At 63.2% G+C, this 17,238-nt stretch carries 14 protein-coding genes; 4 read left to right on the top strand and 10 right to left on the bottom strand.

All coding sequences use genetic code 11. From position 1 onward, the window contains the following. Positions 1-21 precede the first annotated feature (21 nt). From msbA to hldE, 4 genes are all read left to right on the top strand, one after another. Positions 22-1,851 carry a lipid A export permease/ATP-binding protein MsbA gene (msbA, locus tag AAEQ75_RS11515; RefSeq protein ID WP_343348820.1) on the top strand — a complete coding sequence of 610 codons (1,830 nt, stop codon included), beginning with the start codon at positions 22-24 and terminating at the stop codon, positions 1,849-1,851. Then, positions 1,851-2,747, top strand: a complete 897-nt coding sequence (locus AAEQ75_RS11520) for a GNAT family N-acetyltransferase (protein ID WP_343348822.1) — start codon at positions 1,851-1,853, stop codon at positions 2,745-2,747. Before msbA ends, AAEQ75_RS11520 begins: the two co-directional genes overlap by 1 nt. Positions 2,748-2,751: 4 nt before the next feature. After that, positions 2,752-4,134, top strand: a complete 1,383-nt coding sequence (locus AAEQ75_RS11525; protein ID WP_106733790.1) for a PIG-L deacetylase family protein — start codon at positions 2,752-2,754, stop codon at positions 4,132-4,134. A gap of 61 nt (positions 4,135-4,195) precedes the next feature. Further along, positions 4,196-5,617 (top strand): bifunctional D-glycero-beta-D-manno-heptose-7-phosphate kinase/D-glycero-beta-D-manno-heptose 1-phosphate adenylyltransferase HldE, encoded by a 1,422-nt coding sequence (gene hldE / locus AAEQ75_RS11530; RefSeq protein ID WP_106733791.1) that lies wholly within the window; start codon positions 4,196-4,198, stop codon positions 5,615-5,617. A 332-nt stretch (positions 5,618-5,949) separates the two neighbouring features. Here the strand turns inward: hldE and AAEQ75_RS11535 are convergent, their stop codons facing one another. The 10 genes from AAEQ75_RS11535 to thiC all read right to left on the bottom strand — a co-directional run bounded on the left by AAEQ75_RS11535 (position 5,950) and on the right by thiC (position 17,229). Further along, a complete protein-coding gene (locus AAEQ75_RS11535; RefSeq protein WP_343348826.1) occupies positions 5,950-6,669 on the bottom strand; it encodes a PqiC family protein in 720 nt (239 codons plus the stop codon). Positions 6,670-6,835: 166 nt separating this feature from the next. Beyond that, complete coding sequence (gene parC / locus AAEQ75_RS11540; protein ID WP_256834377.1) at positions 6,836-9,085, bottom strand: DNA topoisomerase IV subunit A; 2,250 nt, start codon at positions 9,083-9,085, stop codon at positions 6,836-6,838. A gap of 7 nt (positions 9,086-9,092) precedes the next feature. Beyond that, complete coding sequence (locus AAEQ75_RS11545) at positions 9,093-9,578, bottom strand: retropepsin-like aspartic protease family protein (protein WP_372237952.1); 486 nt, start codon at positions 9,576-9,578, stop codon at positions 9,093-9,095. A gap of 35 nt (positions 9,579-9,613) precedes the next feature. Further along, positions 9,614-10,597 (bottom strand): esterase-like activity of phytase family protein, encoded by a 984-nt coding sequence (locus AAEQ75_RS11550; RefSeq protein ID WP_343348830.1) that lies wholly within the window; start codon positions 10,595-10,597, stop codon positions 9,614-9,616. Further along, positions 10,597-12,495, bottom strand: coding sequence for a DNA topoisomerase IV subunit B (gene parE, locus AAEQ75_RS11555; protein ID WP_343348832.1), 1,899 nt, complete (start codon positions 12,493-12,495; stop codon positions 10,597-10,599). The genes AAEQ75_RS11550 and parE overlap by 1 nt, the downstream gene beginning before the upstream one ends. A gap of 15 nt (positions 12,496-12,510) precedes the next feature. Beyond that, positions 12,511-13,122, bottom strand: coding sequence for a YqiA/YcfP family alpha/beta fold hydrolase (locus AAEQ75_RS11560; protein WP_343348834.1), 612 nt, complete (start codon positions 13,120-13,122; stop codon positions 12,511-12,513). A gap of 61 nt (positions 13,123-13,183) precedes the next feature. Continuing rightward, the gene (gene cpdA, locus AAEQ75_RS11565; RefSeq protein ID WP_430523414.1) at positions 13,184-14,005 is read right to left on the bottom strand and encodes a 3',5'-cyclic-AMP phosphodiesterase; all 822 of its coding nucleotides are present in this window, start codon (positions 14,003-14,005) and stop codon (positions 13,184-13,186) included. 192 nt (positions 14,006-14,197) lie between these two features. Then, entirely contained in the window at positions 14,198-14,650 is a 453-nt protein-coding gene (locus tag AAEQ75_RS11570; RefSeq protein WP_125878996.1) for a DUF1249 domain-containing protein, read from the bottom strand. Beyond that, positions 14,641-15,240, bottom strand: coding sequence for an NUDIX domain-containing protein (locus tag AAEQ75_RS11575; RefSeq protein ID WP_106732496.1), 600 nt, complete (start codon positions 15,238-15,240; stop codon positions 14,641-14,643). Before AAEQ75_RS11575 ends, AAEQ75_RS11570 begins: the two co-directional genes overlap by 10 nt. 105 nt (positions 15,241-15,345) lie before the next feature. Further along, positions 15,346-17,229 (bottom strand): phosphomethylpyrimidine synthase ThiC, encoded by a 1,884-nt coding sequence (gene thiC / locus AAEQ75_RS11580; RefSeq protein ID WP_343348839.1) that lies wholly within the window; start codon positions 17,227-17,229, stop codon positions 15,346-15,348. Positions 17,230-17,238: the final 9 nt, after the last annotated feature.

Raw genomic sequence — 17,238 nt, forward strand, 5'->3', positions numbered from 1 at the left:
CCAGTGCGTGAGGCGAGCCGAATGGCCAATTCCAACCAGCAATCCAGCATGAAGGTGTATCTGCGATTGCTGCGCTACGTGGTTCCCTACTGGGGCCTTTTCACCATCAGTCTTCTGGGCTTCCTGATCTTCGCCTCCACCCAGCCGATGCTGGGCTACATCCTCAAGTATTTCGTCGATGGGCTGTCCAATCCCGAGGCCAGTCTGTTCGCGGGCGTGCCCTGGCTGTTGGAGCATGCGCCTTGGCTAGCGCACCTGAAGCTGCTGCAGGCGGTGCCATTGCTGATCGTGCTGATCGCATTGTGGCAGGGTATTGGCTCTTTCCTTGGCAACTACTACCTGGCCAAGGTCTCTATGGGGCTGGTACAGGATTTGCGCATCGCGCTGTTCAATAACCTGCTGACCCTGCCCAACCGCTACTTCGATAACCACAACTCCGGTCATCTGATCTCGCGTATCACCTACAACGTGACCATGGTCACCGGTGCCGCCACCGATGCGATCAAGGTTGTCGTTCGTGAGGGTATGACGGTGATTTTCCTGTTCGCCACCCTGTTGTGGATGAACTGGAAGTTGACTCTGGTGATGGTGGCGATTCTGCCGATCATCGGCCTGATGGTGACCAGTACCAGCAAGAAATTTCGTAAGCAGAGCAAAAAGATCCAGACCAGCATGGGCGATGTCACTCATGTCACCTCCGAAAGCATCCAGGGCTACCGTGTGGTGCGCAGTTTTGGTGGCGAAGACTATGAGAAGCAGCGCTTCTTCGACGCCAGTGAGGAGAACAAGAACAAGCAACTGAAGATGGTGCGCACTGGCGCCGTCTATACGCCTTCGCTGCAACTGGTGATCTACAGTGCCATGGCCGTGCTGATGTTTCTTGTCCTGTGGCTGCGCGGCGATGCCTCGGCGGGGGATCTGGTGGCTTACATCACGCTGGCGGGCCTGCTGCCCAAGCCGATTCGCCAACTGTCCGAGGTCAGCTCGACCATCCAGAAAGGTGTGGCGGGTGCCGAGAGCATTTTCGAGCAGCTCGATGAGGAGCCGGAGGTCGACCGCGGCACCCAGGAGCGCGAGCGCATCAACGGCCGACTGGAAGTAAAGGCGCTGAGCTTCAGCTACCCCGGCTCGGATAAACCTGTTCTGAACAACATTTCCTTCGTTGCCGAACCGGGGCAGATGGTGGCGCTGGTGGGGCGTTCCGGTAGCGGCAAGTCGACCCTGGCCAACCTGATTCCGCGGTTCTATCACCACGAGCAGGGCAGCATCCTGCTCGATGGGGTGGATGTGGAGGATTACACCCTGCGCAACCTGCGCCGGCACATTGCTCTGGTCACCCAGCACGTCACCCTGTTCAACGACACGGTGCGTAATAACATCGCCTATGGCGATCTGGTCGGCGCTCCGCTCGAAGCCGTTCAGCAGGCGGCGGGCGATGCCTATGCCGCCGAGTTCATCGAGAAGATGCCGCAAGGCTATGACACCCTGGTTGGCGAGAACGGCGTGCTGCTGTCCGGTGGTCAGCGCCAGCGCCTGGCTATCGCCCGCGCGCTGCTCAAGGATGCGCCTGTGCTGATTCTCGACGAGGCCACCTCGGCGTTGGATACCGAATCCGAGCGACACATCCAGGCCGCCCTGGACCAGGTGATGCAGGGCCGTACCACGTTGGTGATCGCTCATCGCCTGACCACCATCGAAAAGGCCGACCTGATTCTGGTGATGGATCAGGGGCAGATCGTCGAGCGCGGCAGCCATGCCGAGTTGCTGGCACAGAACGGCTACTACGCGCGGCTGCATGCCAAGCAGTTCGAGGATGGCAGCCAGCCCGCTGCGGTCGAGCAGGACATCTGATGCTTAGCCGTCTGCAATTCTGGCGTGAGCGCGGCTGGACGCCGATTAGCGCCACCGATTATGCCGAGGCCTGGTCGCGTTTCGGCGGTAGCGTCGCCACCCACCCTGCAGTGGTGGCGCGTCTGGCTGATCTGGCTAGCATTCCCGTGCGCTACCTGGGTTGGTTGGTCGATGGCCAATTGAGCGCGGCGATGCCGACTTGGGGCCGATACTTGGCGCTGTCCAAGGATGTGCTGAAGCAGCAGGGGCGGCGTGGGCTCTTCGATCTGGGTAATGCCGAGATCATTCTGCCCATCGCCAACGGTCTGAAAGTGCCGGTGCAGCACTCCATGCGCTACGTTTCCGAGCTCAACGCCGCACAGGTCACCCCGCTGCGCGAGCAGCCCGAGGGGCTGGCATTGGCTCGCGAGCCCGAGCAATACAGCAAGAAATTTCGCTACAACCAGCGCCGCGAACAGCGCCTGCTGGAGGAGGCGGGCGGGGTGATCCGGCCGATGCTGGATCTGACGGCGCAGGAGCAGGCGCGCATCTACGCTGATCTGTTTCAGCGTCGCTGGAGCTTTGAGGCCACCGGCAAAGCGCATCTGGTCGAGGTGTTCAGCCGCCTGCGCGAGTTCATGACCGGCTCGCTGATCTATCTGAATGACGAACCCGTGGCGATCCAGGTGCTCTATCGGGTCGAGGCGCCGCAGTGGGTCAGCCTGGAGTACATCAACGGCGGCGTTGACCCGCAACAACGCGAGTTCAGCCCCGGCAGCGTGCTCAGCTTCGTCAACACGCAAAGCGAGTGGGAGCAGGCGCGGGCGCTGGGCAAACCACTGCGTTATTCGTTCGGTCGCGCCGACCGCGAATATAAGGATCGCTGGTGCAACCGGGTACCGGTCTATCAGGTGTGAGCGCATGAACGGACGCAAGCAACAGCTGCTCAAGCAGCATCGGCGCAACAAGCGCATCGCCCTATTGTTGGCGCTGTTGGCGTTGCTGGCGCTCGGTGTTTTCGTCGCCTGGTGGCTACCGCCTCTGTTGCTGGTACTTGGTTGGGTGGCGCACGAGGCTTGGTTCGCCGACCACCTGTTCTATTCGCCGCGCGACGATTACCGCTACGACTTCCCCGATGATTGCCTCAGCGTACCGGCACGTATCGAGCAGGGCGCACTGCAGGTCGAGGTGGACCTCGTCGGTTACGACACGCTGATTCTCGAGTTGAGCCTAGCCGCGACCTGGCTGGGACGTTGGGTCGATCCGTATGTGCGTCTGGGCGATGACCGCCAGGATTTTGAGCGTGGCGTGGCTGGGCGCCGCTACCTCAATGTCTCTGGGCAGTCGGTGCGAGGGCTGAGCATCGTCCCTCGCTTCTGCCGTATCGTGGGCGAATTGCGCGTGCATGCCATGCGCAGCCCCGACTTTACCGCGCAGCGCATGCTGATCATCGCGCCACATGCTGACGATGCCGAGCTGGCGGCCTTTGGTCAGTACAGTCGCTCGTCCGAGACCGCCATCGTCACCCTGACCCAAGGTGAGATCGAGGCCGAAAACTATCAGCGCCTCGGCCTGGACAAGGCCGCTGCCGCCCGTCTGAAAGGCCGGCTGCGCTCCTGGGACAGCCTGGCCGCGCCGCTTTGGGGCGGCGTACCGCAGCATCGCTGCGTGCAGCTCGGCTACTACTGCCTGCAGCTGCCCGCCATGGCCGAGCAACCGCAAGTGCCCTTTGGCTCACGCGAATCGGGGGAAAGCGATGTGCGCCCTGTGCGCCGTCACAATCCGCTGCCGCTACCGGCCGACACCGATGGTCAGCCGACCTGGAATAACCTGATCGCCGACCTAGTAGCTGTGATCGAGCATTACCGCCCCGAAGTGTTGCTGACGCCGCACCCGGAGTTGGACCCGCATCACGATCATGTCGCCAGCACCCGTGCCGTGCTCGAAGCCTGCGAGCGCAGCGGCTGGAAGCCGAAAGCCCTGTTGCTCTACGCCAATCACCTGAATGACAACGACCGTTGGCCCATGGGCCCGGCGGGTAATGGCATCGCCTTGCCGCCGGCGATAAACGCGCTGCCGGCCGACCGCCTGTGGAGCCCGACGCTGGATGCTGAACGGCAGTTGGACAAGGCCATGGCGCTGGGCCTGCAGCATGACCTGCAAGGCCCGCTGCCGCTGAAAAGACGCCTGCGCCGCCTGATTCAGTGGGCGTTGGCCGGGCGCCGCTGGCCCGCCACGGGCGAGGACGAGTTCTTCCGTAAGGCCGTGCGCCGACATGAGCTGTTCTGGGTTCGCCCGCTCTGAGCTGCCCGCCGTATTCGCCATGCTATGATTTTTCCCGTTTTTCTCCCCTTCTGGAGCTGCCATGAAACTATCCATGCCCCGCTATGACCAAGCCACCGTTCTGGTGGTGGGCGATGTGATGCTCGATCGCTACTGGCATGGCGGCACCTCGCGGATTTCTCCCGAAGCCCCGGTGCCCGTGGTGCGTGTCGACCAGATCGAGGACCGCCCAGGTGGTGCTGCCAACGTGGCACTGAATATCGCGGCGCTCGGTGCGCGGGCGCTGCTGGTTGGCGTCACGGGTGAGGACGAAGCCGCCGACAGCCTCAGCGACAGCCTGCAGGGCGTGGGGGTGGAAACCCATTTCCAGCGTATCGATGACCAGCCCACCATCGTCAAGCTGCGGGTGATGAGCCGCCACCAGCAGTTGCTGCGCATGGACTTCGAGGAACCGTTCAGAACCGACACCGCCGCTCTGGCGCGTGAGGTCGATGCACTGCTCGATGGGGTCAAGGTGCTGGTGCTGTCGGACTATGGTAAGGGGGTGCTGCAGAACCATCAGGTACTGATCCAGGCGGCGCGTAACAAGGGCATTGCGGTGCTGGCCGATCCCAAGGGCAAGGACTTTTCCATCTACCGTGGTGCCAGCCTGATCACGCCTAACCTGCACGAGTTCGAGCTGATCGTCGGCGGTTGTGCCGATGAGGCCGAGTTGGTCAGCAAAGGCGCCAAGCTGATGCGCGAGCTGGAGTTGGGCGCTTTATTGGTGACCCGTGGCGAGCACGGCATGACCCTGCTGCGCCCGGAGCATGCGCCACTGCACCTGCCGGCCCGTGCCCGAGAGGTGTTCGACGTCACTGGTGCTGGCGACACGGTGATTTCCACCTTGGCCGCCTCCATCGCGGCGGGCGAGGAGCTGCCGCTGGCAGTGGCCCTGGCCAACCTGGCCGCTGGCATCGTGGTCGGCAAGCTGGGCACTGCAGCCATCAGCGCACCCGAGCTGCGTCGTGCGGTGCAGCGCGAAGAAGGTTCCGAGCGTGGCGTACTGAGTCTGGATCAATTGCTGATCGCCATTGAAGACGCCCGCGCCCATGGAGAGAAGATCGTCTTCACCAATGGTTGTTTCGATATCCTTCACGCCGGTCACGTGACCTACCTGGAGCAGGCGCGCGCGCAGGGCGATCGCCTGATCGTGGCGATCAACGACGACGCCTCGGTCAGCCGCCTGAAAGGCCCCGGCCGCCCTATCAACGCGGTCGACCGTCGTATGGCGGTGCTCGCTGGCCTGGGGGCGGTGGACTGGGTTGTGAGCTTCAGTGAAGACACGCCCGAGCGCCTGCTCAAGCAGGTGCAGCCGGATGTGCTGGTCAAGGGCGGTGACTATGGTGTCGACCAAGTGGTCGGTGCCGACATCGTCCAGGCCTATGGCGGCGAAGTACGCGTACTTGGTCTGGTGGAGAACAGCTCCACCACAGCAATCGTCGAGAAGATTCGCAGCAAGTGAACGCGGACTGAGCAAGGCGCGAGTCGTGCTCGGTCTATTCGTTTCCAGTCATGGCTCGACCCGATTGTCGCCGGGTTGTAGTCATAGTGACTGCCGGCCCTGACTTCACCCTCGATTGCATCCCTCGTACTGAAGAGATGCCATGATCGTCGATGTGATGATCATCCGGCACCAGCACCTCCTGTGTGGGGGAGTTAGGCTGCTTTGCTGACGATCTTCTGCCTTGATGTATCCCATAAACGACAATGCCCCCATCGACCGATGGAGGCATTGTCTCTGGCTTGGATACAGACTACTCGGTTTTTACACAGTCTGAATTGCGGGCTTTTTGTTTAGAAGCGGAAGACTTCCGTATCGATCTTGATGGGTTCTGCCACTGGAATCTTCGGCCCGGCGGCAGGCTCCTGCGGCTTGGCTTTGGCGATCGGGGTCTTCTTGCGCGGCGGCTCAGGCGTGGGCTCAGCCGCTGCGATGGGCTGGATGGCCACCGCCAGCTCCGCCGCCAGGCGGTGCAGCAGAATGCTCTGCGCCTTGACCTGTTCGGCCAGGGCGCCACTGTGCGCTTCTTCCAGGCGGATCAGGCGGCTATCGCGCAGTTGCCCGCGACGGTCGAGCAGGCGCCATTGCGCTTCGAGTACGGCGGGTTGAGTCGGGCCGGAGTCCAGACGGGTAATGGTCAGCATGACCTGCGCATCGGCGCTGAAGCCGGGGGCTGCCGGGGCCAGCACCAGGCGCTGGCTGTCCAGGCGCCAGGCCAGCTGGCGCAGCATCTGCTGGTCTATATCGTTGGCCAGGCCGCTGGCCCAGCGCGCATCCTGCGTGGCAACGAGGCTGCCATCGGCCTGGCGCTGCAGCAGGTGCTGTTGGCGCAGATAGTCGGCAACGCTGATCGGGCCGACCAGCACGGTCACACCGTTATCCTTGGTCGGCGTCACCGCATCGCCGCTGTCGAGTTGGTAAAGGGGCACCGGCTTCTGCTGCAGCAGGCTGCAACCGCTCAGCACGAGCAGCGCGGTCAGAAGCAGAGCGATAGGGCGTACTACAGTCATCATCAATTCCAGGCAGCCGCTTCTGGGGCAGCTGCACATCGATCCCATATCATGCAGGGGTCATGGATGACCCAGGGCGCGTATCATCCGTCAAACCGCGCTACGACTCCAGCCTTGGCTGCTTGTCGGTAGCGCGGATATCCCGGAAGAACGGGGCGTGTTGTCGACGCTATTCCACCAGAAGCTGGTCGACGCGCTGGAAGCCGCGCGGCAGCTTGTTGCCACGGCGGCCGCGCTCGCCCTTGTAATGCTCGAGGTCGTCGGCTTTGAGTGTCAGGGTACGCTTCCCGGCCTGCAAAACCAAACTCGAGCCGCTGGGCAGCACGGCCAGATCGGTCAGATACTCCTCGCGCGAGGCCACTCGCTCGCCTGGAATGCCGATGATCTTGTTGCCCTTGCCTTTGCCCAGTTGCGGCAGGTCGGTGACCTTGAACAGCAGCAGGCGGCCTTCGGTGGTCACGGCGGCCAGCCAGTCGTCTTCCAGATTGTTGACCGGCTTGGGTGCAACCACCTTGGCGCCGTTGGGCAGGGTCAGCAGGGCCTTGCCGGCCTTGTTCTTGGCTTGCAGGTCTTCGCCCTTGACCACGAAGCCGTAGCCGGCGTCGGAGGCGATCACATACAGGGCACTGTCCTCCGGCAACATCACGCATTCGAAGGTTGCCCCCGGTGGTGGTGTCAGACGACCGGTCAGCGGTTCACCCTGGCCGCGCGCCGACGGCAGGCTGTGGGCGGCGAGCGAATAACTTCTGCCTGTCGAGTCGATAAACACCGCGTACTGGTTCGAACGGCCCGGTGCGGCGGCCTTGAAGCCATCGCCGGCCTTGTAGGACAGACCGGTGGCGTCGATGTCATGGCCCTTGGCGCAGCGCACCCAGCCTTTTTCCGAGAGCACCACGGTGACCGGTTCGGTCGGCATCAGCTCGGTTTCCGACAGGGCCTTGGCTTCGGCGCGGGCGACGATCGGCGAGCGACGGTCATCGCCGTACTTCTCGGCGTCTTCGATGATCTCCTTGCGTACCAGCTTCTTCAGCTTGGCTTCGCTGCCGAGCAGAGCCAGTAGCTTCTCGCGTTCCTTGGCCAGCTCGTCCTGCTCGCCTCGGATCTTCATTTCTTCCAGGCGAGCCAATTGGCGCAGGCGGGTGTCGAGGATGTAGTCAGCTTGCACATCGGTGAGGCCGAAGGTTTCCATCAGCACCGGCTTGGGCGAATCTTCGGTGCGGATGATGCGGATCACCTCGTCGAGGTTGAGGAAGGCAATCAACAAGCCTTCCAACAGGTGCAGACGCTTCTCCACCTTGTCCAGGCGGAACTGCAGGCGGCGGCGCACGGTGCCGACGCGGTACACCAGCCACTCGCTGAGCAGGGTGCGCAGGTCCTTGACCTGCGGCTTGCCGTCGAGGCCGATGACGTTGGTGTTGACCCGGTAGCTGGATTCCAGGTCGGTGGTGGCGAACAGGTGAGTCATCAGTTCATCTGCATCGACGCGGTTGGAGCGCGGGATGATGACGATGCGGCACGGGTTCTCGTGGTCCGACTCATCGCGCAGGTCAGCGACCATCGGCAGCTTCTTGGCCTGCATCTGTGCCGCTATCTGCTCCAGCACCTTGGACCCGGAGACCTGATGCGGCAGGGCAGTGACGACGATGTCACCGTCCTCGACACTGTACACGGCGCGCATGCGCACCGAGCCGCGGCCGGTTTCGTAGATCTTCAGCAGGTCGGCCTTGGGCGTGATGACTTCGGCTTCGGTGGGGAAGTCAGGGCCCTGGATATGCTCGCAAAGCTGCTCGATCGTGGCGCTAGGCTCATCGAGTAGACGCACGCAGGCCGCGGCGACTTCGCGCAAGTTGTGCGGCGGCACGTCGGTGGCCATGCCGACAGCGATGCCGGTGGTGCCGTTGAGCAGCAGGTTGGGCAAGCGTGCCGGCAGCGTCGCCGGCTCGTTCATCGTACCATCGAAGTTCGGCACCCAGTCGACCGTGCCCTGGCCCAGCTCGGAGAGCAGCACTTCCGAGTAACGCGACAGGCGCGCCTCGGTGTAGCGCATGGCAGCGAAGGACTTGGGATCGTCCGGCGCGCCCCAGTTGCCTTGGCCGTCGACCAGTGTGTAGCGGTAGCTGAACGGCTGCGCCATCAGCACCATGGCTTCATAGCAGGCGATGTCACCGTGCGGGTGGAACTTGCCGAGCACGTCACCGACGGTCCGCGCCGACTTCTTGTGCTTGGAGTCGGCGTCCAAGCCCAGCTCGCTCATGGCGTAGACGATACGGCGCTGCACGGGTTTCAGGCCGTCGCCGATGTGCGGCAGGGCGCGGTCCATGATCACGTACATGGAGTAGTTGAGATAAGCCTGCTCGGTGAAGTCGGCGAGTGACCGGCGTTCAACACCTTCCAGGCTCAAATCGAGGGATTCGCTCATGCGGGCCTCATTGCAAGGTTGATTGGCGCAGCACCAGGGTGCCGCCCTTCTGACTGAATTCGAGTTGTTTCAGGGCGCTCATGCCCAGCAGCACTTCATCACCGTCCATGCCGGAGGCGATCAGTGCGGCGACGTCACGCAGTTCGATATCGCCCAGGCGCAGGCTGTCCAGGCGCGTGCGATGTCCCGTGGCGCGGCCGTTGGCGGTGCTGATGATGACCGGCGCACCGCGTTGCAGGCCGAGCCGCTCGGCCACCGTGCTGGGGATCGCGACCTGCGTGGCGCCGGTATCGAGCAGGAAGGTCACGTCCTGCCCATCGATCTGGCCGTTGACCACGTAATGCCCCTGACGGCTGCTGGCCAGGCTGACTTCGACGAAACCATCGCCATGTAGCGACTGCGGCGTCTGGTTCGGGTTGCGCTGGCGATCTTCCCAGTTGCCGAAGAAATGCGTGGCCAGCAGCAGGCCTGCACCCCAGGCGAGCACCCACATCACGCGTCCGGCACGGCGGCCGGGCGTCTGCTCGCTCACGGGCGCCGGCTCCAGCCGCCCTTGGGCGCAGCAAAACGCCAGACGATTGGGCGTTCTTCACCATCGGCGCGGGCCTGGCTGCCATTGTCGACGCCGATCCAGGCGCCGTCCTTGTCGATCCACAGCGCTTCGGCCATGCCGTAGTCCGGCGTATAGCGGCGTGGCTCGCTCAGTGCCTCGGCGGCGAATGACCAACAGATATCCGCAATACCGTCGCTCAGGGTGCGGCGGCAGATACGATGAGCCTGGCGTTCCAGAGTGAAGATTTTTTCGCCGAAATAGGCCAGGCCGGAGAAGTCGCGAGGGGCCAAATGGCCGCCGAGGGCTTCCGGGGAGGGTTCATCACCGCTTTCGCTGGTCAGCACGCAACCGCCCGTGCAGCGCCAGCTACTGCCGCGCCGATGCAACACGGTCAGGCCGCGACGACGTTGTTCCGCTGCCAGCCACAGGCGTTCGCCTGCTGGGTCGATGGCGATGCCTTCGAAGCCCTGGTTGAAGTGCAAGAGCATGCCGCTGGCGCGCGCCTGGCGTACCAGGCCGCTGGGCAAGTTGAGCCACTGTGCGTTGCCGTTGCTGCTGACCTGCAACACGGCGGCACGGGTTTCGCTGACCAGGTAACGGTTGCCCTGCGCATCGCACGACAAGCCTTCGAAATCCAGCTTGCCGCCGCGTACCAGGCCAGCCGCCCAGTTGCGCATGCGCAGCCCCCAGGGCAGGGTGTTCTCGGGTGGTTCAGGGGCGACGAAGGTTTCTGCCTCGGCGCGCAGCAAGCCCTCCTCTCGGTGCAGTTGGTAGATACGGTCGTCGTCGCGGTCGGACACCGCCCATATCGTGTCGCCACACATGGCCAGGCCGGACAGATTGCCACTGGGCATTTCCGTCACCGGGTATTCCGCCTGCAGCTTCAGCTCTTCCAGCACCACTGGCTCGGCATTGGCGACGCCGGCCAACAGACCAAGTGCAAGGAGGTGGTTGCGCATCAGGCCAGTACCTCGGCCAGGTTGCCCTTGGTTTCCAGCCAGCTCTTGCGATCACTGGCGCGTTTCTTCGCCAGCAGCATGTCCATCACTTCGCGGGTGCCTTCGAAATCATCCAGCGTGAGCTGCACCAGGCGCCGGGTGTTCGGGTCCATGGTGGTTTCGCGCAGCTGCGGCGGGTTCATCTCGCCGAGGCCCTTGAAGCGGGTTACCTGCGGTTTGCCGCGGCGCTTCTCGGCCACCAGGCGGTCGAGGATGCCGTCACGCTCGGCATCGTCCAGAGCGTAGAAGATCTCCTTGCCCAGGTCGATGCGGTACAGCGGTGGCATGGCCACGTAGACGTGACCGGCATCCACCAGTGGGCGGAAGTGCCGGACGAACAGGGCGCAGAGCAGGGTGGCGATGTGCAGGCCGTCGGAGTCGGCGTCGGCGAGGATGCAGATCTTGCCGTAGCGCAGCTGACTCAGGTCGCTCGAACCCGGATCGATGCCGATGGCGACGGCGATATCGTGCACTTCCTGGCTGGCCAACACTTCGCTGCCGTCCACTTCCCAGGTGTTCAGGATCTTGCCGCGCAGCGGCATGATGGCCTGGAATTCTTTGTCGCGCGCCTGCTTGGCGCTACCGCCGGCGGAGTCACCCTCGACCAGGAACAGCTCGCAGCGCAGCGGGTTCTGCCCCGCGCAGTCGGCCAGCTTGCCGGGCAGTGCCGGGCCCTGGGTGATCTTCTTGCGTTCGACCTTCTTGCCCGCCTTGAGGCGGCGGCCGGCGTTGCTGATGGCCAGTTCGGCCAATGCCAGGCCGGTTTCCGGGTTGGCGTTGAGCCACAGACTGAAGGCGTCCTTGACCACGCCGGAGACGAACGCGGCGGCCTCGCGGGAGGACAGGCGTTCCTTGGTCTGGCCAGAGAACTGCGCGTCCTGCATCTTCATTGAGAGGACGAAGGCGATGCGCTCCCAGACGTCTTCCGGTGCCAGCTTGACGCCGCGCGGCAGCAGGTTGCGGAACTCGCAGAACTCGCGCATGGCATCCAGCAGGCCCTGACGCAGGCCGTTGACGTGGGTGCCGCCCTGCGCGGTGGGGATCAGGTTGACGTAGCTTTCCTGCACCGCGTCGCCGCCCTCCGGCAGCCACAGCAGGGCCCAGTCTACCGCCTCCTTGTTGCCAGCCAGGGCGCCGCAGAAGGGTTCGACGGGCAGGCGTTCGAATTCGCTGACGGCGTCGACCAGGTAGGAGCGCAAGCCATCTTCGTAATGCCACTCGACTTTCTCGCCGGCGGCCCTGTCCTCGAAGGTCACCGACAGGCCCGGGCACAGCACGGCCTTGGCCTTGAGCACATGCTTGAGGCGGCTGACCGAGAATTTGAAGGAGTCGAAATACTTGGCGTCCGGCCAGAAATGCACGCTGGTGCCGGTATTGCGTTTGCCGACCGTGCCGATGACTTCCAGGTCGCTGGCCTTGAAGCCATCGGCGAAGCTCATCTGGTACTCGTTGCCATCACGCTTGACGGTGACTACCACGCGCGTCGACAGGGCGTTGACCACGCTGATACCGACGCCGTGCAGGCCGCCAGAGAACTGGTAGTTCTTGTTGCTGAACTTGCCGCCGGCGTGCAGCTTGGTGAGGATCAGTTCGACCCCGGGCACGCCCTCTTCCGGGTGGATATCCACCGGCATGCCGCGGCCGTCGTCGAGCACTTCCAGGGAGTTGTCCTCGTGGAGGATCACCTGGATGGTCTTGGCGTGCCCGGCCAGGGCTTCGTCGACGCTGTTGTCGATGACTTCCTGAGCCAGGTGGTTGGGGCGCGTGGTGTCGGTGTACATGCCCGGGCGCTTGCGCACCGGGTCGAGGCCGGAAAGGACTTCGATGGCGTCTGCGTTATAGGCGTTCTGCTGGGCCATAGGGTCTCTTGTTCGTCAATTGAATGCGGAAAAGTCGGTATCACGCCAGAGTGTGGCGTTAATACCGGCAAAAGCGAAGAGGGTCGGCAGGCGTTCGGCAAAACCCTGGAAACCGTGGTCGCCACCGGCCTGGATGCGCAGGGCGCAGCCGCGGTAGTAGCGCTCGGCGTCGCGGTAGTCGAGGGTCTCGTCGCCGGTTTGCAGCCATACCTGGTAGCGGCTGGCGTCCAATGGCGGCGCCACCTCCAGTTCGGCCAGGGCGTGGACGTGATCCTCGGTGAGGTCCCAGGTCTCGTCGCTGTAGTAATTCTTCTGTGGGCCCAGATAGCCGTCGAAACGCAGGTGCGGCTGCACGGCCGGATTGATCAGCAGCGCTTTCAGCCCATGCTGCTCGGCCAGGTAAGTGGCGTAGTAGCCGCCCAGAGAGCTGCCCACCAGCACGGGTGTGCCAAGTTCGCTGATCAGCGCCTGCAACTGGGCGATGGCCTGGCGTGGATGATGATGCAGGGCCGGTACGCGCAGTTGGTTTTCCAGGCCCAGATGGACCATGGCGCGGCTCAGTTGGCTGGCTTTGTGCGAGGCTGGCGAGCTGTTCAGGCCGTGTATATAGAGGATGGATGCGGTCATGGAGCGGGAGGCTACTCGTCCGAGGCCTCAAGCTGCAAGCTTCAAGCTGATTGGGGGTATGTCAGTAACCCTTGACGCTGTAGTCCACTTCGAAATCAATGCCGGTGACGCGCGATACGCCGGTGTCCAGCTTGCCGTCGGCATGCAGACGCAGCCAGCGATAGCCGGGGGCATCATTGCCCACCTGAAACTCCTCGCTGCCCGGTGCGAACTGTACGCAGGTCGAGGGCGAGGCGAGCAGGCGCAGGTTATCGCGTATCTGGTCGAACTCCTGGTGGATATGCCCCCAGAGCACGGCCCGCGCCTGCGGGTAACGGTCAAGGATGGCGAACAACGCATCGGCGTTACGCAAGCCTATGGGCTCCATCCACTTGCAGCCGATGGATACCGGGTGGTGATGCAGGCAGATCAGGTGATGGCGCAGCGGTGCTTCGCTGAGCGCGCGTTCGAGCAGTTCGAGTTGGCTGTCGGCAAGAAAACCGGGCACGGCGCCCGGAATCGAGGAGTCGAGCAGGGTAATGCGCCAAGCCCCGAGGTCGATCACCGGCTCCAGCAACTCACTGTCTTTGCAGGCGGCCTGCATCGGTGGGGTTTCATCGTGATTGCCGGCCAGCCAGCGAGCCGGGGCGGCAATGGCCGAGGTGAGTTGGCGAAAGCGCTGATACGACGCAACGCTGCCGTCCTGAGAAAGATCGCCCGTGGCCAGGATCAGATCTATCTGCGGCTGCTCCTGCTGCACCCGCTCGATCACTCGTTGCAGGCTGTCGCAGGTATCCATGCCCAGCAGCTTGCCGTCCGCTTCGGCGAACAGATGGCTGTCGGACAACTGCACCAGCAGGACCGAGGATTCGGTGGATGGGGCGGGCAGGCTCGGCAAGACCATCTCCTAAGGCATTATCGAGTGAATTATGGTGGTTGCTGCGGCAAAGGGAAAACCCGGGAAGCGGAAGCAGATCACAGAAAAAACGCCGAGAGCGTTTTTGACGTGGCTTGCGCTAACCCTTGGCAACGAAAACCATGCAAGCAGAACAGGCCCGTAATATCGGCCGGGCAGTGCAAAGCTTGATTGCGGGGGCTACATCACCGGCTGTGGTTCGTGGCCGCATGCCAGGCAATGGCTCAGCCACTCGCCAAGGAACAGGTTGAGCTGACTCTTTTCATCCGGTTGATGCATCGCCGCATTGGGGTAGGGATAGCGAATATGCAGGCGCCGCGCGTCCTCTGCGCCGACCACCTCGGCCATGCGCGCATCGTGATACACCCGCACCTCCAACTGTGGCACCGGTAGCCAGGGCAGGCTGTATTCCTGGCGCACGCGCAGGGTGGTGGTATAGGGGCAGCTTTCCAGCACTTCCAGCGCTAGCACGCCGAGCAGGTGCTCGCCCTGGCTCAGGGCTACGCGACGGCTTTGCGTGTGCTTGCGCATGTCTGGCAGCAGACGCATCAGGCGCGCGTAATTGGCCTCGCAAGCCGCTTGCAGCTCGACCAGGTCGACCCGATAGCGCTCGCGCAGCAGGTTCACGACCACATCCCCCGCACTTCATCACGATTCAGCGCCAGCCATTGCAGGGCGATGATGCTGGCAGCATTGTCGATACGTCCGTCGCGCACGGCGGCCAGCGCATCTTCCAGCGGCATCACCTGAACACGAATGTCCTCGCCTTCCTCGGGCAGGCCATGCACACCGCCGGCACCTTCACTGCTGCAGCGACCGACGAACAGATGCACGCGCTCGTCCGAGCCGCCGGGCGAGGGGTAATACTGGGTGATCGGCCACAACGAAGTCAGGGGCAGGTCGGCTTCCTCGATGGCCTCGCGACGCGCGACCTCTTCGGGCTCTTCGTCCTTGTCGATCAGGCCGGCGACCAGTTCCAGCAGCCAGGGATTGCTGCTCTTGTCCATGGCGCCGACGCGAAACTGCTCGATCAGCACCACTTCATCGCGCTGCGGATCGTATGGCAGCACGCAAACGGCATCGTGACGCACGAACAGCTCGCGGGTCAGTTGCGGGCCCATGTTGCCGGCGAACTGGCGATGGCGCAGCTTGATCCGGTCGAGGCGATAGAAACCGCGAAAGCAGTTTTCGCGCTCGATGATGTCGATGTCGTCTTTGCCCATGGCAACTCCCCAGATAGTCGTAACGGGCCAAACTGCGGCCCGTTACGCATCACACTAGCGAGCATAGTGCTCGCCGATCAAGCCTGGCTGACGGAAAGTACGCCGCTACACCTTCTGATACAGCTGGCTGCCTTGCGCCTTGAACTCCTTGGCCTTGGCCTGCATGCCCTGTTCGGCTTCCAGGTCGACGGCGTCGATGCGCTGCTCCTTGGCGTAGTCGCGCACTTCCTGGGTGATCTTCATCGAACAGAACTTCGGCCCACACATGGAGCAGAAGTGTGCCACCTTGGCCGAATCCTTCGGCAGCGTTTCATCATGGAATGCGCGCGCGGTGTCCGGGTCGAGGCCGAGGTTGAACTGGTCTTCCCAGCGGAACTCGAAGCGCGCCTTGGAGAGCGCGTTGTCGCGGATCTGTGCGCCCGGGTGACCTTTTGCCAGGTCGGCGGCATGTGCGGCGATCTTGTAGGTGATGATGCCGGTCTTCACGTCATCTTTGTTCGGCAGGCCCAGGTGCTCCTTGGGCGTGACGTAGCAGAGCATGGCGCAGCCGAACCAGCCGATCATTGCCGCGCCGATGCCGCTGGTGATGTGGTCATAACCCGGGGCGATGTCGGTGGTCAGCGGACCGAGGGTGTAGAAAGGCGCCTCGTCGCAGCATTCCAGCTGCTTGTCCATGTTCTCCTTGATCAGTTGCATCGGCACGTGGCCGGGGCCTTCGATCATGCACTGTACGTCGTGCTTCCAGGCGATCTTGGTCAGCTCGCCGAGGGTTTCCAGTTCGCCGAACTGCGCTTCGTCGTTGGCGTCGGCAATCGAGCCCGGACGCAGGCCATCGCCCAGCGAGAAGCTGACGTCGTAGGCCTTCATGATTTCGCAGATGTCGTCGAAATGGGTGTAGAGGAAGTTTTCCTTGTGATGCGCCAGGCACCACTTGGCCATGATCGAGCCGCCGCGGCTGACGATGCCGGTCACGCGCTTGGCAGTCAGCGGCACGTAACGCAGCAGTACGCCGGCGTGGATGGTGAAGTAGTCCACGCCCTGCTCGGCCTGCTCGATCAGGGTGTCGCGGAACAGCTCCCAGGTCAGGTCTTCGGCGATGCCGCCGACTTTTTCCAGCGCCTGGTAGATTGGCACGGTGCCGATCGGTACCGGCGAGTTGCGGATGATCCACTCGCGGGTTTCGTGGATGTGCTTGCCGGTGGACAGGTCCATCACGGTGTCCGAGCCCCAGCGGATGCCCCAGGTCAGCTTGGCCACTTCTTCTTCAATCGAAGAGCCGAGCGCCGAGTTGCCGATATTGCCGTTGATCTTCACCAGGAAGTTGCGGCCGATGATCATCGGCTCCAGCTCCACGTGGTTGATGTTGGCCGGGATGATGGCGCGGCCACGGGCGACTTCGCTGCGCACGAACTCGGGAGTGATTTCTTTCGGAATGCTGGCGCCGAAGCTGTGGCCGGCGTGCTGTTCATTGAGCAGGCCGGCTTCACGCGCTTCGGTCAGCTTCATGTTTTCGCGGATGGCGACGTATTCCATCTCGGGGGTGATGATGCCCTTCTTGGCGTAGTGCATCTGGCTGACGTTATGCCCGGTCTTGGCCCGGCGCGGGTTGCGCACGTGGGCGAAGCGCATCTTGGTCAGCTCGGCATCGTTGAGGCGGCGCTGGCCGAATTCGGAGGACAGGCCCGGCAGTTTCTCGGTGTCACCGCGATCCTCGATCCAGGCGCTGCGCACGTCGGCCAGGCCTTTGCGCACGTCGATGGTCACGTTCGGGTCGGTGTAGGGGCCGGAGGTGTCGTAGACGGTGACCGGCGCGTTGATCTCACCACCGAAGTCGGTGGGCGTCACGTCCAGGCTGATTTCACGCATCGGCACGCGAATATCCGGGCGCGAGCCCTGGACATAGACTTTCTGCGAACGAGGAAAGGGCTTTACCGACTGTTGATCGACCTGTGCAGACTCGCTCAGGTTCTTTTGTTGTTGTGCGCTCATCAAGGCTCT

Origin of the sequence: Pseudomonas sediminis, assembly GCF_039555755.1 — a bacterium.
In the GTDB taxonomy this organism is placed as follows: Bacteria; Pseudomonadota; Gammaproteobacteria; order Pseudomonadales; family Pseudomonadaceae; genus Aquipseudomonas; species Aquipseudomonas mendocina_D.